Origin of the sequence: Nonomuraea sp. NPDC049625, from assembly GCF_040675285.1 — a bacterium.
In the GTDB taxonomy this organism is placed as follows: Bacteria; Actinomycetota; Actinomycetes; order Streptosporangiales; family Streptosporangiaceae; genus Nonomuraea; species Nonomuraea angiospora_A.
This window is the reverse complement of the sequence record NZ_JBFAOQ010000027.1, coordinates 43,842-65,844: the sequence shown is the minus strand read 5'-3', so window position 1 is coordinate 65,844 and position 22,003 is coordinate 43,842. Positions and strand designations below refer to the sequence as shown.

22 protein-coding genes and 1 pseudogene are annotated in these 22,003 nt (G+C 70.0%); 10 read left to right on the top strand and 13 right to left on the bottom strand.

What is annotated here, in order from left to right; translation table 11 throughout:
* The first annotated feature begins 22 nt into the window (after positions 1 to 22).
* Positions 23 to 1,102 (top strand): Glu/Leu/Phe/Val dehydrogenase, encoded by a 1,080-nt coding sequence (locus tag AB0J87_RS58835; protein ID WP_363983938.1) that lies wholly within the window; start codon positions 23 to 25, stop codon positions 1,100 to 1,102.
* A gap of 152 nt (positions 1,103 to 1,254) precedes the next feature.
* Positions 1,255 to 1,485: a DUF3073 domain-containing protein gene (locus AB0J87_RS58830; protein WP_350737475.1), complete on the top strand. Its 231-nt coding sequence runs from the start codon at positions 1,255 to 1,257 to the stop codon at positions 1,483 to 1,485.
* 89 nt (positions 1,486 to 1,574) lie between these two features.
* Here AB0J87_RS58830 and AB0J87_RS58825 read toward each other — a convergent pair whose 3' ends face one another.
* Entirely contained in the window at positions 1,575 to 2,408 is an 834-nt protein-coding gene (locus AB0J87_RS58825) for an alpha/beta hydrolase (protein WP_363983936.1), read from the bottom strand.
* Between the two features lie 85 nt (positions 2,409 to 2,493).
* Here AB0J87_RS58825 and AB0J87_RS58820 point away from each other — a divergent pair, with 85 nt between their 5' ends.
* Positions 2,494 to 3,051 (top strand): ABATE domain-containing protein, encoded by a 558-nt coding sequence (locus tag AB0J87_RS58820; protein WP_363983934.1) that lies wholly within the window; start codon positions 2,494 to 2,496, stop codon positions 3,049 to 3,051.
* Here the strand turns inward: AB0J87_RS58820 and AB0J87_RS58815 are convergent.
* The gene (locus AB0J87_RS58815; protein ID WP_363983932.1) at positions 3,036 to 3,503 is read right to left on the bottom strand and encodes an anthrone oxygenase family protein; all 468 of its coding nucleotides are present in this window, start codon (positions 3,501 to 3,503) and stop codon (positions 3,036 to 3,038) included. The two genes, AB0J87_RS58820 and AB0J87_RS58815, sit on opposite strands and share 16 nt — an antisense overlap.
* Before the next feature lie 70 nt (positions 3,504 to 3,573).
* On the opposite strand from AB0J87_RS58815, the gene AB0J87_RS58810 reads away from it, so the two are divergent.
* A complete protein-coding gene (locus tag AB0J87_RS58810) occupies positions 3,574 to 5,013 on the top strand; it encodes a hypothetical protein (protein ID WP_363983930.1) in 1,440 nt (479 codons plus the stop codon).
* On the opposite strand, the gene AB0J87_RS58805 is transcribed toward AB0J87_RS58810, so the two are convergent.
* A complete protein-coding gene (locus AB0J87_RS58805) occupies positions 4,984 to 5,802 on the bottom strand; it encodes a hypothetical protein (protein ID WP_363983928.1) in 819 nt (272 codons plus the stop codon). The two genes, AB0J87_RS58810 and AB0J87_RS58805, sit on opposite strands and share 30 nt — an antisense overlap.
* A 114-nt stretch (positions 5,803 to 5,916) precedes the next feature.
* Between AB0J87_RS58805 and AB0J87_RS58800 the strand changes: the two genes are divergently transcribed.
* The 3 genes from AB0J87_RS58800 to AB0J87_RS58790 all read left to right on the top strand — a co-directional run bounded on the left by AB0J87_RS58800 (position 5,917) and on the right by AB0J87_RS58790 (position 7,915).
* Positions 5,917 to 6,510: an exonuclease gene (locus AB0J87_RS58800; protein ID WP_363983926.1), complete on the top strand. Its 594-nt coding sequence runs from the start codon at positions 5,917 to 5,919 to the stop codon at positions 6,508 to 6,510.
* A 46-nt stretch (positions 6,511 to 6,556) separates the two neighbouring features.
* On the top strand, positions 6,557 to 7,039 hold the full coding sequence (locus AB0J87_RS58795) for a hypothetical protein (protein ID WP_363983924.1): 483 nt from the start codon (positions 6,557 to 6,559) through the stop codon (positions 7,037 to 7,039).
* Positions 7,040 to 7,183: 144 nt separating this feature from the next.
* Positions 7,184 to 7,915: a hypothetical protein gene (locus AB0J87_RS58790; RefSeq protein ID WP_363983922.1), complete on the top strand. Its 732-nt coding sequence runs from the start codon at positions 7,184 to 7,186 to the stop codon at positions 7,913 to 7,915.
* On the opposite strand, the gene AB0J87_RS58785 is transcribed toward AB0J87_RS58790, so the two are convergent.
* Positions 7,912 to 8,772, bottom strand: coding sequence for a fructosamine kinase family protein (locus tag AB0J87_RS58785; protein WP_363983920.1), 861 nt, complete (start codon positions 8,770 to 8,772; stop codon positions 7,912 to 7,914). The genes AB0J87_RS58790 and AB0J87_RS58785 overlap by 4 nt on opposite strands.
* Before the next feature lie 123 nt (positions 8,773 to 8,895).
* On the opposite strand from AB0J87_RS58785, the gene AB0J87_RS58780 reads away from it, so the two are divergent.
* Positions 8,896 to 10,935 (top strand): cellulose binding domain-containing protein, encoded by a 2,040-nt coding sequence (locus AB0J87_RS58780; protein WP_363983918.1) that lies wholly within the window; start codon positions 8,896 to 8,898, stop codon positions 10,933 to 10,935.
* A gap of 36 nt (positions 10,936 to 10,971) precedes the next feature.
* Here the strand turns inward: AB0J87_RS58780 and AB0J87_RS58775 are convergent, their stop codons facing one another.
* A complete protein-coding gene (locus AB0J87_RS58775; RefSeq protein WP_363983916.1) occupies positions 10,972 to 11,370 on the bottom strand; it encodes a DUF1761 domain-containing protein in 399 nt (132 codons plus the stop codon).
* 123 nt (positions 11,371 to 11,493) lie between these two features.
* Between AB0J87_RS58775 and AB0J87_RS58770 the strand changes: the two are divergent.
* Positions 11,494 to 12,708 (top strand): annotated as a pseudogene (locus AB0J87_RS58770) (amidohydrolase family protein); the annotation flags it as partial.
* Positions 12,709 to 12,719: 11 nt separating this feature from the next.
* Here the strand turns inward: AB0J87_RS58770 and AB0J87_RS58765 are convergent.
* From AB0J87_RS58765 to AB0J87_RS58740, 6 genes are all read right to left on the bottom strand, one after another.
* Entirely contained in the window at positions 12,720 to 13,643 is a 924-nt protein-coding gene (locus tag AB0J87_RS58765; protein WP_363983914.1) for a LysR family transcriptional regulator, read from the bottom strand.
* Between the two features lie 140 nt (positions 13,644 to 13,783).
* On the bottom strand, positions 13,784 to 14,992 hold the full coding sequence (locus tag AB0J87_RS58760) for an RICIN domain-containing protein (RefSeq protein ID WP_363983912.1): 1,209 nt from the start codon (positions 14,990 to 14,992) through the stop codon (positions 13,784 to 13,786).
* 124 nt (positions 14,993 to 15,116) lie between these two features.
* Positions 15,117 to 15,758 (bottom strand): response regulator transcription factor, encoded by a 642-nt coding sequence (locus tag AB0J87_RS58755; protein ID WP_363983910.1) that lies wholly within the window; start codon positions 15,756 to 15,758, stop codon positions 15,117 to 15,119.
* Positions 15,751 to 16,923, bottom strand: coding sequence for a sensor histidine kinase (locus tag AB0J87_RS58750; protein ID WP_363983908.1), 1,173 nt, complete (start codon positions 16,921 to 16,923; stop codon positions 15,751 to 15,753). The genes AB0J87_RS58755 and AB0J87_RS58750 overlap by 8 nt, the downstream gene beginning before the upstream one ends.
* Before the next feature lie 6 nt (positions 16,924 to 16,929).
* Positions 16,930 to 17,625, bottom strand: a complete 696-nt coding sequence (locus tag AB0J87_RS58745) for an ABC transporter permease (protein ID WP_363983906.1) — start codon at positions 17,623 to 17,625, stop codon at positions 16,930 to 16,932.
* A gap of 110 nt (positions 17,626 to 17,735) precedes the next feature.
* The gene (locus tag AB0J87_RS58740) at positions 17,736 to 18,644 is read right to left on the bottom strand and encodes an ABC transporter ATP-binding protein (protein WP_363983904.1); all 909 of its coding nucleotides are present in this window, start codon (positions 18,642 to 18,644) and stop codon (positions 17,736 to 17,738) included.
* Positions 18,645 to 19,129: 485 nt separating this feature from the next.
* Between AB0J87_RS58740 and AB0J87_RS58735 the strand changes: the two genes are divergently transcribed.
* On the top strand, positions 19,130 to 20,194 hold the full coding sequence (locus AB0J87_RS58735) for a serine hydrolase domain-containing protein (protein WP_363983902.1): 1,065 nt from the start codon (positions 19,130 to 19,132) through the stop codon (positions 20,192 to 20,194).
* 251 nt (positions 20,195 to 20,445) lie between these two features.
* Here the strand turns inward: AB0J87_RS58735 and AB0J87_RS58730 are convergent, their stop codons facing one another.
* Positions 20,446 to 21,483 (bottom strand): hypothetical protein, encoded by a 1,038-nt coding sequence (locus AB0J87_RS58730; RefSeq protein ID WP_363983900.1) that lies wholly within the window; start codon positions 21,481 to 21,483, stop codon positions 20,446 to 20,448.
* 237 nt (positions 21,484 to 21,720) lie between these two features.
* On the bottom strand, positions 21,721 to 22,003 hold a 283-nt coding region (locus AB0J87_RS58725; protein ID WP_363983898.1), incomplete at its 5' end, for a hypothetical protein.

Here is a 22,003-nt window from a genome sequence, read left to right as displayed (position 1 = left end):
GACCGGACAGGGAGTCACTACCGTGACCGACGTCTTCGGTTCGTCCCAAAAGGACGTCCACGAGCAGGTCGTGTTCTGCGCCGACGAGCAGAGCGGCCTGCGTGCCATCATCGCCATCCACAACACGGCCCTGGGCCCTGGGCTGGGAGGCACCCGCTTCTATCCGTACGAGAGCGAGAGCGCGGCCCTGGCCGACGTGCTCAACCTCGCCAAGGGCATGTCCTACAAGAACGCGCTGGCCGGGCTCGACCTGGGCGGCGGCAAGGCCGTCATCATCGGCGACCCGGCCCACGACAAGAACGAGGCTCTGCTGCGCGCGTACGGGAGGTTCGTGCAGTCGCTCGGCGGGCGCTACATCACGGCCTGCGACGTGGGCACCTACAGCGAGGACATGGACCTCATCGCCCGCGAGTCACGCTTCGTGACCGGCCGCTCGCCGGCTTACGGCGGGGCGGGGGATTCGTCCATCCTGACCGCGTACGGCGTGTTCCAGGGCATGCGGGCCTCGGCCGAGCGCGTGTACGGCACTCCGTCGCTGCACGGCAGGCGCGTCGGCGTCGAAGGGGTCGGCAAGGTGGGCCACCGCCTGGTCGAGCTCCTGCGCGAGGACGGCGCCGAGGTCGTGATCTGCGACGTCGCCCCCAAGGCGGTCGAGCGGGTGCGCCTGCGCCATCCGGAGGTCGACGTGGTGGCCGACGCTGCCGAGCTGAGCGGATCCGACCTCGACGTGTTCGCGCCGTGCGCGCTCGGCGGCGCCCTCGACGACGCGACGGTCGCCAGGCTCCGGGCGAAGATCGTCTGCGGCGGGGCCAACAACCAACTCGCCCACCCCGGGGTCGAGAAGCAACTCGCCGAGCGCGGCATCCTCTACGCGCCCGACTATGTCGTCAATTCGGGAGGCGTGATCCAGGTCGCGGACGAGATCGAGGGCTTCGACATGGAACGAGCCAGATCGAAGGCCACCCAGATCTACGACACGACCCTGAAGATCTTCCAAATCGCTGCCGATGAGGGCGTTCCGCCCGCTGTCGCAGCGGATAGGCTAGCCGAGCGCAGAATGTCGGAAGTCGGGCGTATTAGGGGCATTTGGCTGGGCCGCTGACGGCCCACGCCCATACGACGTACCGAGCTGGGCACAAAACAGGTACGGTAATAGGCGAACGATAGGCTGACGCCCAAAGAGACGCGGCGTCAGTGTGTGGTGCGTTAGCGACGAGGGGGTCGGGGACGACCCCACACGAGGGGGTCGAGCCAATGGGGCGCGGCCGAGCAAAGGCCAAGCAGGTCAAGGTTGCTCGCCAGCTGAAGTACAACAGCGGTGGCACGGATCTTGACCGTCTTCGCGATGAACTCGGGGTCGGAGACTCCAGCAGCAATGACGACGCCGACGACCTCAACGATGAGCTGGCGGATCGCTATGCCGATTACGCCGATGACTATGGCGCCGGAGACGACGAAGACGACCGTCCTCCCGGCCGTCGATAGCCGTTCCTGGTTGACGTGACGAGGACCGGCGCCCGCGCCGGATTCTCGTTCACGCTCGTCGGGCCCCACGGGTAACCGTGGGGCTTTCGTCACGTGGTCGTCTTTTCCAGGAAGTCCGCGATGACCGGCGCGATCTCCGGGAGCTTCTCCTCCAGCGCGAAGTGCCCGGTGTCGAAGACGTGCACCTCCGCCTCGGGCACGTCCCGCCGGTACGCGTGGGCGCCCGGCTCCAGGAAGATCGCGTCTCCCCGCCCCCAGAGCACCAGCGTGGGCGGGCGATGCAGGCGTAGCCATGCCTGCCAGGCCGGGTAGCGCGCGAGGTTCCCGGCGTAGTCGCGGGCGAGGGCCAGCTGCGCTTCCTTGCGTCCCGGCAGGTCCAGGAAGTGCTGGTCGAGCGTCCATCCGTCGGGCGCCACGAGCGCCGGGTCCGCCGTGCCGTCCTCGTACTGGCCGCGGGTGAACGGCAGCGTGAACAGCTCCCCGGACGGCGCCTTGACGGCCTGGCGCGCCACCTCGGACAGCCCTTCGTCGTACGCGTTGGCGTTCTGCACGATGAGCCCCGCGATCCACTCGGGATGCCGCTCGGCCACCCGGAACCCGACGGGCCCGCCGAAGTCGAACGCGTACAGCACGAACCGCCCGAGCCCGATCGCGCGCACGAACCCCTCGACGACGTCGGCCAGCCGGTCGAAGGAGTACGCGAAACCGTCGGGGACCCGCGTGTGCCCGAATCCGGGATAGTCGGGCGCGATCACCCGATAGCGACTGCCGAGGGCGTCCATGAGCCGCCGGTACTGGTGCGACGCGGACGGGAACCCGTGCAGCAACAGCAGCGGGACCCCGCCTTCCGGCCCCGCCTCCCGGTAGAAGACCTCGACCCCCTCGACGTCCACGAACCCGTGCCTGATGTCTGGAATCCGCATCTCACATGCCTCTTTCTTGCGAAGACACATTAGTTATAGACCGACAGGAGCTAATGGGTCAACTCGTGGATGTAGCATTAGCGGCATGGAGTTGCTGACGGGTGAGCCCCTGGCCCTGGACCTGGTCAACACACGGTCCCGCGACCACGACGCCCTGGACCGGACCGCCGACTTCGGCGACTGGCTGGCCAGGCAGTCGGACCGCCTCACCCTGCCCGGCGAGCCTTTCCCGGCCGCCGACCTGGCCGCCGTCCGCCGGCTGCGCGGTCATGTGGAAGCGGCCCTGGACGCCGCCCGCCAGGCCGTCCCCGCGCCGCCCGACTCGATCGCGGCGATCAACGAGGCCCTGCGGCTCTCCCCGCCGTACCCTCGGCTGGAGGCCCGGGGAGTCGTCTTCACGAGCGTCGCGCGGCGGGACGGGACGGACGTGAGCCGCCTGCTCACGCAGCTCGCCGAGGCGGCCGTGGAGCTGCTGACGGACCCCGACGTGGGCAAGGTCCGCTCCTGCGAGGCACCCGACTGCCGGATGCTCTTCCTCCCGGCCCACCCCCGCCGCCGCTGGTGCTCACCGACGCTCTGCGGCAACCGGATCCGCGTCGCCCGCTACTACCAGCGGCACAAGCCGGATCACTCCCAGACGTAGAGCGCGGCGCCCAGGAGGACGACGGTGAGCGCGCAGGCCCAGCCGCGCACGGTGTTGAAGCGGGTCCAGCGGGGCAGGTAGTCGGCCCAGTCGACCTCGCCCGCGTCGATCGCGTTGTTCAGCGGGACGTTGACCGCTCCCGTCACCATGATCGAGCCGGCGAAGGCGACGACGGCGCCCACCACGGCCAGGATGCCCGGCAGGCTGCCGGGCCCGGCCACGAACAGCAGGATCCCGGCGACCAGCGCGAGGATCGGCGCCAGCGTGAACGTGGACAGGAACGCCGGATTGAGGATCTTCTGGTTGATGCTCCGCATGACGGCTGCCGCCTGCTCCTTGTCGACGGCGTCGAGGCCCGGCATCACCGACGTCGAGAACGCGAAGTAGACCCCTGCCATGAGGCCGTTGAGCACGAGCGCGAGGATCACCGCGACGGCCGCGAGTACGTCCATGCGGCAATGATCCCGCGCGGGCGGGATCATTGCCACGGGGTTGTCGCCCGCGGTTGCTAGCCTGCCGGGCATGCTGGAGATCGGTGACGTCGTGGCCGTGCCCCTGCCGCTCGGCGGTTTCGGCGCGTGCCAGGTGACGGCGGCGGGCGGCGAGCTGACGGTGTGCGTGTTCGACTGGCACTCCGACGCGGCGCCCGCGCTCGACGACCTGCGCGGGGCCCGCCCGCTGATCATCGACCACCACAGCTGGGAGGGTGTCCCCCAGATCCTGTCCGTCGACGCGGCCGCCCCGCTGCCCGCCGGTTTCGTCCGGCTCGGGTCGCTGCCGGTGAGCGCCGGCATTCCGCGCTCGACCAGCGCGTACGGCGGATGGCCCGCCCTGGGCGTGCAGGTCGTCCTGCAGCGGCACTGGGACCTGCGGGTGCCCGACGAGGTCAAGGCCGCCTACAAGAGCGCAGCTCCCGGGCAGATCGAGGCCGACTTCGGCGGCCGGCGGATCCGCAGGCCGGCCATGGTGTCCGGGCTCGACCTGCGGGAGCTCCACGGCGAGGTGCGCTGGGCCGGGCTGGACGCGCTGCCCCGGGTGACCTCGCTGACCTGGGCCGGGCCCGACCGCGGTCTCGCCGCCGCCCTCTCGTCCCGGCCGATCATCACCAGCCTGCACTGGGCCGATCCGCCCGGCGAGGTCGAGCTGGGCGGGACGCATCTCAACGATCTGACGTTCGCCGGAGACTCGCCGCGCCGGCTCGTCCTGCCGCCCACCCTGACCCGCCTGCGCCTGGACGCGGCGCCGCCCGAGCTCGTCACTGCGGCCGCCGGCGGGCGGTGGATCCGCGTGACGACCCGCTCCGGCGTCCCCGCCGGGCTGAGCGGCGTGCGCGAGGTGGCGATGGAGGTGGCGGGCGACCTGCGGCTCGCGGCGCTGGACGGGCTCGCCGAGCTGGAGTCGCTGCGGATCCAGTGGCTCCGCTCGTACGGCGGGCTCGTCGGCGCGACCGCGTTCCCCAAGCTGCACACGCTGGAGCTGATCGACGCGTACGGGGTCGACGCGTCGATGCTGCCCCCGCCCGGCGGCGCCCTGCGGCACGTCAGCGTCGCCTCGCTCAGGAGCAGCCAGAGCGGGCCGATCAAGCAGCGCTACCGGGGATCGGAGGTGCGGGTCCGGTTGCGCGGCGCCAAGTCGGACAAATGGCTGGCCGCCAACATCGACAATCCGCTGCGCAACTGGGTCGACGACGACCGGCGGGCGGGAGCGGCGGCGTGCCGGGCCTACACGACGGCCTCCGAAGCCATCGGGCGGCTGAGCGCCGACGATCCGGGCGGGGTGGCCGACGCCAGGCAGACGCTGCGGGAGTTCGTGGAGAGGCTCAACGACCTCGACGGACGGCACGGGATGATCGACACGTTGCGGCGGGAGGAGGCGGGCGACGCCTTCATGGCGCTGGCGGCGCGGGCGGGCGTGCCCTCGGGCGAGGCCGGCTCATGGTTCGACGAGTGGCGTGATTTCTGAGGCCAGCGTCTGGCCCGCCTCGACCGCCTCGCGCAGGCTCCTGGCCAGCGTGTCCGCCTGCTCGGTCAGGTCGCGCAGGCCCTCGGCGTCGCCGGTCTGCGCCAGCAGGTCCCGATATCTGTCGTTGCTGCGCTGCAGCTCCTGGGCGCGCAGGGCCGAGTCGGCCGCCTTGACGCGGCCGGCGTACACCTCCAGCTCCCACACCCGCTCGGTGACCGCCGCCACGGAGCGGCGCAGGGCCTCCTGCTGGGGTTCGAGCACGGCGGCCAGCTCGGGCGTCATCAGCTCCACCCGCGCCTCGGCCTGCTCGGCCCGCAGCTCCGTCTGCGTACGCAGGAGGCGGGCGACGTGCCACAGCCGCTCGGGGAGCACGACGTCGTTGGCGACGGTGTCGAGGAGCCCCAGGCGGTTCACCCGGGAGTCGGTCACCTCCAGGATCGCCTGCCTGGCCCGGGCCAGCAGGGTGAGCGCCTCGGAGTCCAGCTCGGCGGGGTGGACGTGACGCTCGCCGCCCCTCCGCTCCGGCTCGGGCCGGGCGACGCCGATGTAGAGCACCATGACGAGGAAGACCATCAGCCCCGCCATCCCCGCCGACTCGTGGTCGGTCCTGAGGGCCGCGGCGCCGAACAGCGCGCCGCTCAGCCCCGTGACCCCCGCGGCGACGGCGAGCAGGCGCCTCGTCCACGGCGGCGGCGCGGGCTCCCGGCGGCCGAGCAACAGCATCCGGACACCGCGGATCCGCCGCCGTTCCCGCCGGGAGGCGGCGGGATCCACGATCGGTTCGTCCATACGCGACGCCTCCCCCACTAGGCTGCTCCTCGAGCACACCGCGTGCGGCCCCGCCGGATCCACCAGCCCCGTGTGCGGATGTGGTGCAGATGTCGTGCAGCTACGCTTTCACCCGTGTCACGACTTCCTGAGCTGTATGTCGCCGTGGACGTGGAGGCCGACGGGCCGATCCCGGGCCCGTACAGCATGATCTCCCTGGGGATGGCCGTGGCCGGGCGGCCCGGCCTGACCTTCTACACGGAGCTGCGGCCGATCTCCGACGACTTCGTGCCCGAGGCGCTGGCCGTCTCGGGTCTTGACCGCGACCGGCTGCTGCGCGAGGCCCCCGCGCCCGAGGTGGCCATGACGGCGGCCGCCCGCTGGGTCGACGGCCTGCGGAAGGTCGGCCGCCCGGTGTTCCTGGCCGCGCCCGCGGTGTGGGACGGGATGTTCGTGCACTGGTATTTCGTACGGTTCACCGGCAAGAGCCCGTTCGGGGTGACCGGCTCGGGTATCGACCTGCGCAGCTACTGGATGGGGCAGACCGGCTGCCAGTGGTCGGAGACGGGCAAGAGGACCATGAAGCGGCGGCTGGGCCTCGAAGGGCTGCCGCACACGCATCACGCCGAGGAGGACGCGGCGGAGCTGGCGCGGATGTTCGAGGCGGTCATTCTCACGAGATCTTCAGAATCCGCACAGGAAGCTCTGAGGGATCCCGGAGAGCGTTGAGGGGACCGGAGATTCCCCCCTCTCTCGTATCGGACGGTGGTCCCGCATGGCCTCGACCTCGACCTCGACCTCGGTGAAGCCCGCTGCCCGCTCGACGGGCCGCGCGGTGGTGCGTCTCGGCCTTCTGGGGCTGGTCGCGATCGGCATCATGGGCGCCGCCCTCGAGCTCGCCTTCGAACGCCACTGGCAGAGCCCGGTGCAGCTGATCCCGTGGGTGGCACTGGCGCTGCTGGGGTTCGCGCTCGTGCTGCTCGCGCTGCGCGACACTCCCCGGGCGGTCACCGTCGTACGGGTGGTCGCGCTGGCCGTGCTGCTCGCGTCCGCGTACGGCGTCTTCATGCACGTGAGCGTCAACCACGGCGCGGGCGCGGCCGATCCCACGTGGGACACCCTCTCCCCGCTCACCCAATGGTGGTACGCGCTCACCAAGTCGGTCGGCCAGGCGCCGCCGCTCGCCCCCGGCATGCTCGCCCAGAGCGCGCTGCTGCTCTCGCTGGCCACGCTGACGTCCAAGACCGATCGTCCGTGAACGGCGGCTGAACGTTCCCGCATCGGAACCTTTCCCCCACCTTTCGCGTCACACCCAGACAAAGCGCGTGTGACTCGTAAGGCTGGTGAGGTTCGAGTGGCGTTAGGTCGTACATTCATAGCGGCGGTCGCGGTGGCGGCCACCGTGTTCAGTGCTGACGGGGCGGCGGCGAAGACGGAGCCCGCGCCCCAGGCGGAGCCCCGGCCGCCCGTTCCGGCGGTGGCCGTGTCCACGCCCGCCGCCGCCGCCGTCGCGGCGGAGCCCGAGTGCGTCCGGATCAAGGGCGCGGAGGCCTGCGTGGGGCCGGACGGGAGCGACCGTCCGGGCATCACGATCGAGGACACGGCGAACGACGAGCTCCACGCCACCGTGGAGTACTACCTCAACGGTTACCTGGGCACCAAGTACGTCATCCACAACCTGGGGCGTAAGGGCGAGGTCCGGGGTAACCGAGAGATCGGGAAGATCGTGACGTTCCGGGCGGTGGTTTACGAGGGCAACCACCGGGTGCGGTTCGGGCGATGGAAGACCGTCCGCAATATCACGAAATATCCGATCAAGCGGGAGACGCGGGTCACGACGGCCGCCGCGCGGTCCCGGTCCAAGGTGTGCACCTCCACGAAGGGCGCCTCCACCCTGTGCTTCAACGAGCGGAACACGGTCGTGTTCGCCTGTGACACGAGCGCCGACCAGTACCAGGCCCGCGCCGAGTACTTCATCGCCGGCGACCCGACCGCTCGTTTCGAGATCCACCAGCTGGCCGGGGTGAACACCTGCGGCAAGGCCGAGCACGGGGACCTCGCCGTCAGCATGTACCGCGCCTCGCTCTTCGACCACAACAAGCGGGTCGCCACCAGGCTGTACAAGTACAACTAGGCGAAGGGCCTGATGATCTCCCGTACGGCCTCGGCGGACTCCCTCGGGTTGTCGTCGTGGGCGAGGCTGCTCAGCAGCTCGCGCAGGTGGAACACCCGCATGCGGTCCCGCCAGCCGTCGGCCAGGTGCGCCGCGTCCGCGTACACCTCGAAGAAGCGGTCCGAGGCGGGCGGGCGCGGCGAGCACCAGAGCATGCTGAGGTCGGCCTCGGCCCAGCTGTAGGAGACGGCCGGGTCGATCAGCGCCGGGCCGCCCGCGCGGCCGGACAGGATGTTCTCGCGCCACAGGTCGCCGTGCGTCAGCACCGGCGGCCGTGGCGGGAGCAGGTCGGGCAGGGCGGCGCACAGGCGTTCGAGCGCCCGCCGCTCCTCGCCGCCGAACGCGGCCGCCACCAGCGGCTCCGGCAGCCAGCGCAGGATCCTGCGCTCGGCGAAGAACGCGTGGCCGTCGGCGTCCCAGGTGTTGTCCTGGCGCAGCCGCCCCAGCCAGCCGTCCCGGTGCCAGCCGAACCTGTCGGCCGCGGTGGTGGTGTGGAGGGTGGCGAGGGTGCGGGCCAGGTCCTCCCAGAAGCGCTCGTCGCCGTCGCGGCGCGGTGGCAGGGGTTCGAGCACGAGCAGGCCGGGGGTGGCCGCCAGCACCTCGGGCGTGGTGACGCCGCCCAGCTCGCGCAGCGCCCGCAGCCCATCGGCCTCCACCTCGAACAGGCCGGGCACGGGGGTGCGCAGGGTCTTCGCGAACACGCGCGAGCCGTCGCGCAGGGTCGCCAGGCCGGCCAGCGCCACCACTCCCCCGCCGGCCGCCTCCGCGGACACGGCGTCGAACCCGGCCTCCCGCAGCCGTACGAGCAAGAGATCCACGATCGGCCCCCATGAAAGTTTCAACGGTGTTTGACGGGCGAGGCGGCGCACCTCATGATCATGATGCCTCCTGGTCAGGAGGAGGCGTCGAGTGAATTCCGCTATCCATGGCGAGGAACGCCGATGCCCACACCGCTGTTACGAGCCGCGTCCGCCCTCCTGCTGACGCTGACCGCCCTCAACGCCCCCGCGGCCCACGCCGACGACGTCACCCCGGTAGCGGTGACCGTCAACGCGCGTGCCGCTCTCGCCACCGTCCCCGGAACCGGCATCGGCTCCAACCATGCGATCTGGGACACCAATCTCGGGACCGACGACACCGCCGACCGGCTCAAGGACGCCGGCGTGAAGATGCTGCGCTATCCCGGCGGGTCGTACTCCGACATCTACCACTGGGCCACCCACACCGCCCCCGGCGGCTACGTGGCGCCCGACACCGACTTCGACACGTTCATGCGCGGCGTCCGCCGTACCGGGGCGCAGGCCATGGTGACCGCCAACTACGGCACCGGCACCGCCGAGGAGGCCGCGGCCTGGGTCCGCCAGGCCAACGTCACCAAGGGCTACGGCATCAAGTACTGGGAGATCGGCAACGAGAACTACGGCAACGGCCACTACGGCTCCGCCTGGGAGGCCGACGACCATGCCGACAAGAGCCCGGCCGAATACGCCCGCAACGTCGTGGCCTACGCGGACGCGATGAAGGCGGTCGACCCCACCATCAAGATCGGCGCGGTGCTGACCACGGCCGCCAACTGGCCCGACGCCATCACCGCCGACGGCGACAGCGGCACCTGGAACAAGGTCGTCCTCGCGAACGCCGGATCGAAGATCGACTTCGTGATCCTGCACTGGTACCCCGGTGCCCTCGACAGGGCCGGCCACGTGACCGACATGATCCAGCTCACCCGCCAGCAGATCGCCAAGTACGTGGGGCCCGGCTCGGAACGGATCGGCATCGCGATGACCGAGTTCAACACCGGGTCCAGCAGCAACGGCACCAACACCCAGCCCGGCGCGCTGGCCGCCGCCGACGCGTACGCGACGCTGCTGGCGAACGGGGTGTTCACGGTCGACTGGTGGAACGTCCACAACGGGATCGGCACCGTCACCCAGGTCGAGGGGCACACCGACTACGGCGACTTCGGCCTGCTGTCGAGCGGCACCTGCACCTCCGACAACAGCGTCTGCGAGCCGGCGCTCAACACGCCCTTCGCCCCCTATTACGCGCTCCAGATGGTGAGCAAGTTCGCCCGGCCGGGCGACCAGTTCGTCCGCGCCGCGACCGACCAGGCCAAGGTCGTCGCGCACGCCGCCCGCCGGCCCAACGGGGATCTGGCGGTCATGCTGATCAACACCTCGAACGACACGTCGTACCCCGTCGCGATCGACTACTCCGGCTACACCCCGGCGGCCGGCGCGCCGACCGTGCTGACCCACACCAACGGCGCCACCGCCATCACCACCTCGACCGGCGGGACCGCGGCCGCCCAGACGCTGCCGCCGCTCTCCCTGACCACCCTCGTCCTGCACCCCGCGTCCCCGCAGACCGGCCTCCCCGGCGCCCCCGGCCAGCCGGCGGCCACGCAGGTGACGGACACGACCGCCACGATCTCCTGGTCCGGCGCCGCCCCCGGCTCGCGCCCCATCGCCAAGTACGAGCTCCACCGCCAGCACGGAGCCGTCAGCGAGCAGCTCGGCGAGACCTCCGGCACCTCGTTCACCGTGAACAACCTCAAGCCGGGCACCCGCTACACGATCAACGTGATCGCCCGTGACAGCGGCGGCGGCCTGTCGTGGGCCTCCCCACCGCTGACGTTCACGACCGGCACGCCCGCCACCAGCTCCTGCTCGGTACGGCTGACCGTCACGACCGACTGGGCCAGCGGCTACGTCGGCGCCATCGACATCACCAACAACGGCGCCCCGGTCAGCGGCTGGACCCTGAACTTCGGCTGGCCCAGGTCGTGGCAGAGCCTGGGCAGCGGCTGGGGCGGCGTCTGGACGCAGACCGGGCCGGACGTGAAGGTCGTCAACGAGGCGGGCAACGGCGCGCTCGCCACGGGGGCCACCGCCACGGTCGGCTTCGTCGGCAACTACTCCGGCCCGAACGTCCTGCCCGCCGTCTTCACCCTCAACGGGTCCGTCTGCACGACCCGGTGACAGCGCGATCCGGGGCCGCTTCTGCGGCCCCGGATCTCAGGAGGTCGCGGGGCGCCAGGTGGAGAGGATGAACACCACCAGGAGGGTGGTCATGAGGGCATCGCCGACATGCAGGACGTACAGCCCCACCGGGTACGACTCATGCAGGACGGAACCGGCGATCATCATGGCCTGGAACCCGAGCCACACCAGCAGCCCGAACCCCACGGCCTCGCGCCGCGTGCGGATCTGGAACCGGCTCAACAGCACGGCCATGACCAGCACCTCGATGAGGTTCCTCCCGAGCTGCCCCGTGAGCTCCCAGGGCTGCGGCGCGGCGGTGGCCACGCCGCGCAGCGACGCCCACACCCCGCCGAAAACCATGTAGTAGACGGAGCTCGCGACGAGCGTCGCCACCGCCGCGGCCCCTACGGCCCAGTAGTTGATTCTGTTCATGCCGGTCATTGTGGGCAGCCGCGCAGGAGGCGGACAAAGGCTATCTCCGCATGCCAGCGATGAGTCTGGCTCATCGATGGGGTGAGCGGTCCGCCGTTGTTCCGGCGCGGGCATCGGCGAACGATGAAGGGCATGAGACTCTCAGATCCCCCTTGCCGCCCCGGCCGTCTCTGGTTGACCAACGCCCGGCTGTTCGACGGGACCGGCGGCCCCGTCCGGCCGGCCGCCGGGATCCTCGTCGAGGACGGCGTGGTCAGGCTGGTCGGGCGGGCCGGCGACGGTGTGCCGGACGGGGCGGAGGTCGTCGACGTGGCGGGCCGTACCGTCCTGCCCGGCTTGATCGACGCCCACGCGCACGTGTTCGCGACGCCGTCCGCGCCCGCCGAGGGGGCCGAGCCGCTGTGGCCGGACGTGACCGCGCACTTCCTGGCCGCGCGGTTGCGGGAGACGTTGCGGATGGGGTTCACGACGCTGCGCGACGTCGGCTCGTACGGCGACGCGGTCGTCACGGCGAGGCAGGCGATGCGGTACGGGGCCTTCCGCGGGCCGCGGCTGCTGACCTGCGGCCGGATCGTGTCGGCCACCGCGCCCGGCGGCCGGTTCTTCGACGGGATGTACCGGGAGGCGGACGGGCCGGACGAGGTGCGCAAGGCCGTGCGCGAGCAGGTGCGGCGGGGCGCCGACTTCATCAAGATCATGTCCACCGGGGCGCGCTCGGTCGAGCTGGAGGACCCGCGGCCCGCGCAGGTGACCGAGGAGGAGATGGCCGCGCTGGTGGACGAGGCGCACCGGCTCGGGTACCGGGTGGCGGCGCACGCGGAGGGCCCGCCCGGCACGGAGTTGTCGATCAGGCACGGCGTGGACACCGTCGAGCACGGCATGTACCTCCACCGGCGGCCTGACCTGCTGGACATGATGGCCGCGGCCGGGCAGATCCTCGTGCCGACGCTGTCGTGCTACTACGGCGTCGCGGGCCTCTCCGAGGGTCTCTCTGAGGGAGGAGCTCATGCGGCGTGGACGCCGCCGTTGGCGGAGCTCGCCGAGCACAACCTGGTCGAGGCCGCCCGTACGCTCGCCGCGGCCCGCGCGGCCGGCGTGCCGATCGCGCTCGGCCACGACTGGCAGCCGTTCTCCGACGCCGCCGTCGAGGTCGTACGCATGGTCCGGCACGGCATGAGCCCCGCCGAGACGCTGGTCGCGGCGACCGCCACGGCGGCCCGCGCCCTCGGGCTGGACGAGCGCCTGGGCACCGTCGAACCCGGCAAGCTCGCCGACCTGGTCGTGGTGGACGGCGACCCGCTGGCCGAGCCGGCGGTGCTGCGTGACCGTACGCGGATCTGGCTGGTGTTTCAGCTCGGCGAGCCCGTGGCCGGCCAGGCGCTGGAGGCCCCGCCGAGCCGCCCGGCCACCTCGGCGAACGCGCGGACCGCCGCCGTCTCCCGCTCGGCCGCCCACACCAGCGCGCTCTCCAACGGCGGCAGCCCGCGCAGCGGGATCACCGACACCCCGGGATGGGTGTAGTAGTCGGACAGCGAGGCCACCGTCGGATGGACGATCTCGCCTCGGGCCACCAGCGACAGCACCTCGATCATCCGGCCCTCCCGGTGGCGGCGGCCGATCGGGCGCCCCGCCGGGGTCAGCGGCGGGTAGAGCGCCTCCAGCGTCTCGGCCGGGACCATTCCCTCGGCGTCGATCACGTGGTGGTCGCCGAGGTCCTCGGCGGTGGCGTGGCCGCGTTCGGCCAGCGGATGCCCGGCCCGCACCACCAGCGCGCGATCGTCACGCATGAGGACGGGGCCGACGACCAGGTCCGGGCGGCGGATCGGCAGCCAGTGGGCGACGACGTCCAGCTCGGCGCGGCGCAGCCGGCCCAGCGCCTCGCCGGGGAACGCCTCGTACACCACGACCTCGCAGCCCGGATGGGCCGTGGTGAACGCCCGTACGATCTCCGAGAACGCCGGGCCGCCCGCGGCGAAGTTGAGCAGGCTGACCCGCAGCACGCCGGTGATCCCCGACGCGATCTCCCGGGCCTCGGCCAGGGCCAGGTGGATCTGCTCGAACCCCGGCCGCAGCCGGTCGCGCAGCCGCTCGCCCAGCGGGGTCAGCCGCACGCGGCGGGAGGAGCGCTCGAACAGCCGGCCGCCCACGCGCGTCTCCATGGCGCGGATGGTCTGGCTCACGCGCGACTGGGACAGGTACATCCGCTCGGCGGCCCGGCCGAAATGCAGCTCCTCGGCCAGCGTCAGAAAGATCTCGATCTCCCGGAGCTCCACCGGCTCCCTCCGTCCTCCCGGGGAGGACCAGACTAGGGAGTGACCGGCATCTTCGCCTAGCGCGCCTGTTGAGAGAGCGCGTTCTCATCAATTCCGGCATTTATAAAGGGCTCCTCCCTGGACGGGAGAAGCCCTTTACCCTAGGAGCGGGTCCACTTCTGGTTGGCGCTGCCCGCGCAGTCCCAGATCTGCAGCCGGGTGCCGTTGGCCGAGCTGGCGCCGGTCGCGTCTAGGCACCTGCCGGACTGGGGGTTGACGATCCGGCCGGTGCCGGAGTCGTAGGTCCAGCGCTGGGCGCCGGTGCCGTTGCAGTCGTACAGCTGCACCTTCGCGCCGTTGGCCGTGGCGCCGTCGGTGATGTCCATGCATTTGCCGAGCGCGCGTACCGAGCCGTCGGCGTTCCACGTCCAGCTCTGGGCGGCCGTGTTGTTGCAGTCGTACAGCTGGACGGCGGTGCCGTTGGCGGTGGCGGCGCCGGCCACGTCGACGCACTTGCTACCGATACCGGTGATCCGGCCGCCGGAGCCGCTGGTGGGCGGGGCGTAGACGCGGACGTAGTCGACGGACATCGTCTGCGGGAAGGTCGTGGTGCCGTCGGGGTAGCCGGGCCAGTAGCCGCCGACCGCCACGTTCATGATCATGAAGAACGGGTGGTCGAAGACCCATCGGTTGCCGCCGAGGTCGGCCGGCGTCCGGCGCTGGTATTCGACGCCGTCGACGTACCAGATGATCAGGTTCGGGGACCAGTCGACGGCGAAGGTGTGGAACGCGTCGGCGAAGACGCCGCCGATCGAGTACGGGGCGCCGATGCCTCCGGAGCCGGAGTAACCGGGGCCGTGGATGGTGCCGTGGACGGTGCTGGGCTCGCGGCCGATGTTCTCCATGATGTCGATCTCGCCGCTGCCGGGCCAGCCGACCGGCCCGATGTTGTCGCCGAGCATCCAGAAGGCCGGCCAGATGCCCTGGCCGCGGGGCAGTTTCATGCGCGCCTCGAACCGCCCGTACGCCCTGGTGAAGGTGGCGGCGGTGAGCAGGCGGGCGGAGGTGTACTGGCAGGTGCCGTAGTGGCACTGGTAGTTGGCCGGGTTCTCGCGGCGGGCGGTGATCACGAGGTTGCCGGCGCCGTCCATGGCGGCGTTGCGGGTGCTGTCGGTGTAGTACTGCTGCTCGTTGTTGCCCCAGCCGCTGCCGCCGATGTCGAAGCGCCACTTCGACTGGTCGACGGCACTGCCCGCGGCTCCGTTGAACTCGTCGGACCAGACCAGCGGCCCGGGGGCGGGGGCGGCGCCGGCGGTGCCCACCAGAGGGGCGAGCAGCGCGACGAGAACGGCGCCGACGGTGAATAACACTCTGAAATGGGGGGTGCGGACCATACTGATTACCTCATCCGATCCACGGCTGTCGCTTTACGGAAACAATCCGGCAACATCACGCCCATTGTCAAGAGAGCGCTCTCTCACGAACGGACTTTTGTCAGCCGTTCTCGAGGGTGAGCAGGCCGCGGCGGAAGGCGACGGCCACGGCGGCCGCGCGGTCGTTGACGCCGAGCTTCGTGTAGATGTGCAGCACGTGGCTCTTCACCGTGGCCTCGCTGATGAACAGGCGCGTGGCGACCTCGCGGTTGGTGGCGCCGTCGGCGATGAGCTGGAGGACCTCCAGCTCCCGGGCGCTCAGCGGGTCGGCGGGCGCGCGGACCTGGCCGAGGAGCCTGGTGGCGACCGACGGGGAGAGCACGGCCTCGCCCCGCGCCGCCGTACGGACCGCGCGGACGAGCTCGTCGCGGCCGGTGTCCTTGAGGAGGTAGCCGGTGGCTCCGGCCTCGATGGCGGGCAGGACGTCCCGGTCGGTGTCGTAGGTGGTGAGCACGAGGACGCGGGCCGCGATGCCCAGCCTGGCGAGCTCCTTGATGGCCGAGACGCCGTCCATCCTGGGCATGCGGAGGTCCATGAGGATCACGTCGGGGTCCAGCGCCCGCGCGAGCTCGACGGCCTGGGCACCGTCCCCGGCCTCGCCGAGCACCTCGAAGTCGGGGTCGCCGGCGAACATGCCGCGGATGCCGTCACGGACGATGGGGTGATCGTCGGCGATCAGCAGCCGGATCGGGGCCTCAGCCACGGGCCACCGCCGGGACGCTCGCGGAGATCGCGGTGCCGAAGCCGGGCTCGGACTCGATCTCCAGCGTGCCCGCCACCCGACTCACCCGCTTCCGCATCGAGGTCAGGCCGAAGCCGCCGCCGTCGCTGACCCGCTCGGGGTCGAACCCGGCGCCGTCGTCACGCACGTCCAGGGTGACCACATCCTCCATGTACGACAGGGTCAGCCCGACCCGGGACGCGCCGGCGTGCTTGGCCGCGTTGGCGAGGGCCTCCTGCGCGGTGCGGAGCAGCGTCTCCTCGACCTCCGGATGCATGGGACGGACCGTACCAGTGATGGTCAGATCCGCACGTACCCCATTGAGCTCCCCCCACTGAGCGACGACCTCCGCCAGCGCGTCGGGCAGCGGCGCCGCCTCCAGCTGCCCCGGCCCCACCGCGTGCACGGAGCGCCGGGCCTCGGCCAGGCTCTCCCGCGCCAGCCGGATCGCGTTGTCCACGTGTCGCCGCCACTCCTCGGTCCGGTGCGCCGCCTGGAGCTGGGTGATGATGCCGGTGAGGCCCTGGGCGAGCGTGTCGTGGATCTCCGCCGCCATGCGCTGCCGTTCGTCGAAAACGCCTGCCTCGCGGGCCTGGACCAGCAACTGGGCGTGCAGTCCGGCGTTCTCCTTCATGGTCGCTTCGAGCTGCGCCACCATCCGCTTGCGCTCGGCGCTCCGCTCGGCGGTGATCTCGCCGACGAAGCTGAACAGGCCGACCAGGGCCACGATGGCGGTGGTGAAGAACAGGAAGGCGAGGATCCCGGTCGGGGTGGGGTCGGGCAGGCCGCCGTTGTAGGTCGCGACGCTGATCGCCGCTGTGGCGGTCACCCCGGCGAACCGCCATTTCCCTTTCAGGTACTGCCACGAGTGGAGATATCCGGCGAAACCAAAGAAGCTCGCGAACCACAGCCCCTGCGTACAGAGCGCTCCGATCAGCACCACCAGCCCGGCCACGTACGCCGCGCCGCGGGGCACCAGCCAGATCCAGACGGCCGCGAGCGCGGCCAGGGCGAGCATGACCCACGGCCTGCCGCCCGTCTCGCCGGTCAGCAGGGAGAGCACTGTGGAGGTCCCGAGCAGGACATACGGTGCGGCCGCCATCTGGCGCTCCAGCAGCCGCTCCCATCGGTCGAGCCGCCCGGTCATACCTCACTACTCCCAGCGGAAGAACTTGGCCGCGGCCATGCTGATGACCACAGCGTACGCGGCCATCACGGCGAGCAGCAGCGGGCTGGGAGCGCCGCCTTCCCAGACGTCCCGCAGGCTCTGCCGGAACGCTCCCAGAGGGGTGAACTCCCCGATGCGGGCCACGAATGCGGGCATCTGCTCCGCGGGCTGCATGAGTCCGGCGAGGTAGGCCATCGGGAAGTACAGCAGGACCCCGATCCCGTTGGCGCTCCGGCCGTTCTTGGCCAGGGCCGCGATGAGCAGGCCGATGGCGAACATGGCCGCAGTACCGAGCAGGAAGACCAACACGCCGGGCAGCACCTGGGCGGGCAGGTGGGCTTTCAGCACGGTGCCGGCGACCGTCACCAGCAGGGCGCATGCGGTCAGCGCGAGGACGAGCTGCAGGAGCAACTGGACCACCAGCATGTTGACCGGACGTACCGGTGTGATGGAGAGCCTGCGCAGGATGCCGCGCTCGCGGTAGGTGGCCATGGTGGTGGGCAGCATGTACAGGCCCACGAGCCCTACGGCGATCGCCAGCGCCATCGGCAGGAGCACGGTGTCGCCCGGGCCGATCGAGCTTCCGAAGACGACCATGATGAACAGCGGGATGAGCAGCGAGAACATCGCTCCGGGTTCGCGGGTCAGCAACTTCAGTTCGACTATGGCGAGCTTGGTCATGATCTTCCTCCGTTGGTGGATGAGACGTTCGGTCGTCGGCGGGTCCATCAGCCAGGACCTTCGTCGGCCTGGACGCCGGCGGTGAGGGGCGGACCTCCGGGAGACGGACGTCAGGGCCCGTCGAACGAACGGCCGGTCAGCGCGACGAACGCATCGTCAAGGGTGCGTTTGTCGATGCGCAGATCGCTGACCAGGACGTGGTGACGGGCGAGCTGCGCGGTGACCGCCGTGGCGAAGTCGCCCCTGCCCGTGACGACCACCCGATCCCCCGTCCTGTTCACGCCGGTCACCCCGGGCAGCCCACCCAGCTCGACCATGTCCCCCGCCATCAGCGTGAACCGCATCTGGTGCTCGGCGTCGATCCCGTCGACCAGCCCGGCCGGGGTGTCGAGCGCGACCACCCGGCCGCGGTCGAAGACGGCCACGCGGTCGCAGAGCTCCTCCACCTCGTCCATGAAGTGGCTGACCAGCACCACCGTCACGCCACTCGCCCGGACCCGCTTGATCAGCTCCCAGGTGGTACGGCGAGCCTGCGGGTCGAGCCCCGTGGTCAGCTCGTCGAGGAACGCCACCCGCGGATTGCCCACCAGAGCCAGCGCGATGAACAACCGCTGCTTCTGCCCACCCGACAACTTCCCGAACCGGCCGCTGCGCTTGTCCGCCAGCCCCCACTCCTCCAGCAGCTCCCGCCAGTCGCGCGGTTCGGCGTAGAAGGAGGCGTACAGGTCGAGCGCCTCCCACACCTTGATGTTCTCGGGGAGCTGCGTGTCCTGGAGCTGCACCCCGATCTGCTCACGCACCCGGGGCCCGTCCTGGACCGGGTCGAGCCCGAGCACCTTGATCGACCCGCTGTCGGCGCGCCTCAGCCCCTCCACACACTCCACGGTGGTGGTCTTCCCGGTGCCGTTCGGACCGAGGATGCCGAAGATCTCGCCCTCCTCCACGGAGAACGACACCCCATCCAGAACCGTCAGGTCCGCGTACTTCTTGCGGAGGTCTGTGACTTCGATGACTGCCATGGCTCAAGCATCGTTTTCCCGCCCCCGGACCGAATCGATCTGCCGGCCATGCTCTCCGGCGAATGCTGCTGACCCGAAAATCCACCGAACGGTTGATGCGCCTCCCCCATCCTCGGCCGTCACCACGGCACTTGGCGTGACGTGGTACCGCTCGAACCGCCACAGCACCATCGCCGCCTGAGCGAAGGGACATGCATAAGGAAAAAGACTTCGACCGCCGTTTGCGGCTCCAGCGCACGGAAACCAACCCACCGAAAATAGTCCACCTGGCGCTCTCTACCGACAATCACCCGCTTCGGAGAAACGCCCATATTTCGGGACTTTGATACGTTCCGGGGGATAAGATGTCCAAATTTCCTAATATCGCCTGGGTTCTTGCGGTCGGTGCCGCGCTGACTGGTGGGGTCATGCCTGCGGGCGCTCCTGCCATCGCCGCATCCGCCGCCACAAGCCGAGCACCTCAGAATCCGGATCCGCTGGCCACCGTGCCGGCACCGCGAGGCGATCGGACCGCCGCGGCGATGCGGGAGTACGTCCGGGACCTGGCCCGGAAGGAGCAGTTCACCGGCTCGGTGCTGGTGGTACGGCATGGGCAGGTGCTGCTGCGTACCGCTGCCGGCGCGGCCGACGAGGAGAGGCACATCCCCAACCGGCCCGACACCGTCTACCGCATCGCCTCGGTCACCAAGCAGTTCACCTCGATGCTCATGCTGAAGCTGCGCGACCGCGGGTTGCTCGGCCTGGACGACCCGATCTGCCCGCATCTCATCCCGGCATACATCGAGACCTGCCCGCAGGCGTGGCGGCCCGTCACGATCCGCCAGATCCTCACGCACACGTCCGGAATCGTCAACATCCAGGATCTGCCGGGCTTCTATGCCGAGCTCTCGCAGCCGACCACGACCCGGGCGCTCATCCAGCGGTTCGTGCACAGGCCGCTGGACTTCAAGCCCGGGACCAACTGGAAGTACAGCAACGGCGGCTACGTCCTGGCCGGGGCGATCATCCAGGCGGTGACGCACCAGCCGTACGGCACCGTACTGCATGAAGAGATCACCGGCCCGCTCCACCTCCGGCACACCGGCTACAGCCGGGGCAATCCGCCCGCCGGGTACGCGAAGGGCTACTTCACGGTCGGATCACCGGCCCCGCCCACCAACGGCTCCCAGGCGTTCTCCGCGACCGGCATCTACTCCACCGTGGACGACATCGCCCGCTGGGACCGGTCGTTCGGCGCGGATCTGGTCGCGCCGCCCGCCACCGTCAAGCAGGCGTTCACGCCACAGTTCCCGTGTCCCCCGAACGGCTGTCTCACCCTGCCGTCGACCGCGTACGCCTTCGGCTGGGCCGTCGACCGGCTCCACGGGCACCGGCTCCGGTATCACCACGGACTTCTCCAGGGCTACGCGGCGATGAACATGTACCTGCCCGATGACGACATCGAGGTAGTCGTGCTCAGCAACGTGCAGGACACCGACACCTACGGCATCGGCCGCCACCTCGCCACGATGGCCCTCGAGTCTGCGGACGCGGAGCGATCCTCGCGATGACGGGGCGCTTGTAACGGCGAAGCCCGGCGATGGCGTAGGGATGCCGTCATGGCCTGAGCAAGGAACCTTGGAAACGAGCTGAGGCGCCGCCCTCCGAGGGTGACGCCTCAGTCGTTCAGCTCTGTGCACGGTTGACGGCTGCCGGTTTCGGGCGGTGGCTCAGCTCCGCAGTCCGACCACTTATGCCGCCCTGCGCAAACCGGGCAACGCCCTCGGACAGCCAACCGCTTCCCGGCTGGTGCAGCACGCCGTCACTGTGCGTGCTTCCATTTGGTCCGATCCCGGAGAACACGAACGTAGTCGAATCCCTGAGCTTCCAGTTGCCCCACGACCCACTGAGCAGCACGATCGTCCGGATCAAGTTCCCGCAGGTGGAATCGGAGGCTCTCGATCGCCTTCCGCTCACGGATCTTGCGCCTCTTGGGGAACAAGTCCTGCGGAAGGTTGTGACACACGTCCGCGATCATGCGCATGTGCTCCAGATGTCTCAGGGCCGTGTCCGTCTCCCCGGCAGCCAGCGCGCGCTTCACGAGGTGGCTGTCGGCTCGGATCTCCATGAACCCCATGGCCATCAAGATCCTTACGGCCTCCTGCGCCGAACCACGTTCCAATCCGGCGGGCCGGTCACGCGCTGTCCGCATATCTTCCATGAACGTGAAGCAGGAGCAGTGGCCTGCACGTTCTTCAACGCAGCGCGGGTGCTCGCAGCTGTGGTCGTGCCGGTGATCACGGGACCACCGATGAAAGTCCCGCCCAATGCCCTTCGCACGTCGCGCTGTCCGATACTCCTCCCACCGTGACAGCGTCTTGGGAAGCTGCTGGAACCGCGTCATGGGCACAGACCTGTGGAGTCCGCTCTTGATGAGCGCACCGTCGTTCATCCTGAGCACCACGGCCGCAGAGACACAGCCTTCGACGGGCACATCCCACGGCCTACGTGGCCAAGGGATCACATAGTGCGTTCCTCCCGGAGCAAGGTGAGCGGCCAGAAGCTCGGTGGCCTGCGGCTTGGCGGAACCTGAGGTCTCTCGCAACAACTCGATCATCATGGCCGTGTCGACGGCACGAACGGTCCGAAGCACCCTGGGCAACACCGTGCCGTGATCAGGATCTTTCGCCACAGGCCAGGGAAGTAACCACACGAATATCAGCCTGCCAGCGAAGGTGGCGACGTTGCCGCCGCAAACACGAAAACACCCCGGAACGTTTCTCGCTTCGGGGCGTTTTGGCTGTTCAATGCTGGTGGCCAGGGGCAGGGTCGAACTGCCGACCTTCCGCTTCTCAGGCAAGCCGAGGACCCGCTCTCGCTGGGCTCATGACGCCGCTGACCAGGCCCGACCATCCGCAAGCGTCCGTCAACGTCCCTGATCGTCTGCCGCGGTAAGCATTCACCGCCTGACGTTCCGGAGCCGGTCGTACCGTTGCACACCTCTGAACGATCACGCACCGCGATCAACAGAAACGCACAGGCCGTGAATGCTTACTCATGGTGACCATCTTGCCGTGTCACCGCGACACCCTCGCCTCTATTTCAGCGTTTCGTAAATCCCCTTCGCCGTCATAGACGGCACCGGCCGACCGGACGCCGCCTCAGCGTCGAAATCAAACCTGCTCAGCTCCGCAGTTCCCGTCTCCGCCTGGTAGGACAGCAGATAACACTTACCGTACAGCTCGAACGGAGCGAGCGTCGTCCACCCCGTCGCCCAGTTCTGCTGCCACACATTGCTGTACGAGCCGTCTTCGCCGAACTTGTCAAGACTCGCTTCGCCCGACCCGCTCTTGTACGACAGGAGGTAATACTCGCCTACG

What these genes read in the sequence shown, in the direction of transcription:
- AB0J87_RS58830 (WP_350737475.1), top strand. Translation starts at nt 1,255, where the DNA reads ATGGGGCGCGGCCGAGCAAAGGCCAAGCAGGTCAAGGTTGCTCGCCAG.
- AB0J87_RS58825 (WP_363983936.1), bottom strand. Translation starts at nt 2,408, where the DNA reads ATGCGGATTCCAGACATCAGGCACGGGTTCGTGGACGTCGAGGGGGTC.
- AB0J87_RS58820 (WP_363983934.1), top strand. Translation starts at nt 2,494, where the DNA reads ATGGAGTTGCTGACGGGTGAGCCCCTGGCCCTGGACCTGGTCAACACA.
- AB0J87_RS58815 (WP_363983932.1), bottom strand. Translation starts at nt 3,503, where the DNA reads ATGGACGTACTCGCGGCCGTCGCGGTGATCCTCGCGCTCGTGCTCAAC.
- AB0J87_RS58810 (WP_363983930.1), top strand. Translation starts at nt 3,574, where the DNA reads ATGCTGGAGATCGGTGACGTCGTGGCCGTGCCCCTGCCGCTCGGCGGT.
- AB0J87_RS58805 (WP_363983928.1), bottom strand. Translation starts at nt 5,802, where the DNA reads ATGGACGAACCGATCGTGGATCCCGCCGCCTCCCGGCGGGAACGGCGG.
- AB0J87_RS58795 (WP_363983924.1), top strand. Translation starts at nt 6,557, where the DNA reads ATGGCCTCGACCTCGACCTCGACCTCGGTGAAGCCCGCTGCCCGCTCG.
- AB0J87_RS58780 (WP_363983918.1), top strand. Translation starts at nt 8,896, where the DNA reads ATGCCCACACCGCTGTTACGAGCCGCGTCCGCCCTCCTGCTGACGCTG.
- AB0J87_RS58775 (WP_363983916.1), bottom strand. Translation starts at nt 11,370, where the DNA reads ATGAACAGAATCAACTACTGGGCCGTAGGGGCCGCGGCGGTGGCGACG.
- AB0J87_RS58750 (WP_363983908.1), bottom strand. Translation starts at nt 16,923, where the DNA reads ATGACCGGGCGGCTCGACCGATGGGAGCGGCTGCTGGAGCGCCAGATG.
- AB0J87_RS58745 (WP_363983906.1), bottom strand. Translation starts at nt 17,625, where the DNA reads ATGACCAAGCTCGCCATAGTCGAACTGAAGTTGCTGACCCGCGAACCC.
- AB0J87_RS58740 (WP_363983904.1), bottom strand. Translation starts at nt 18,644, where the DNA reads ATGGCAGTCATCGAAGTCACAGACCTCCGCAAGAAGTACGCGGACCTG.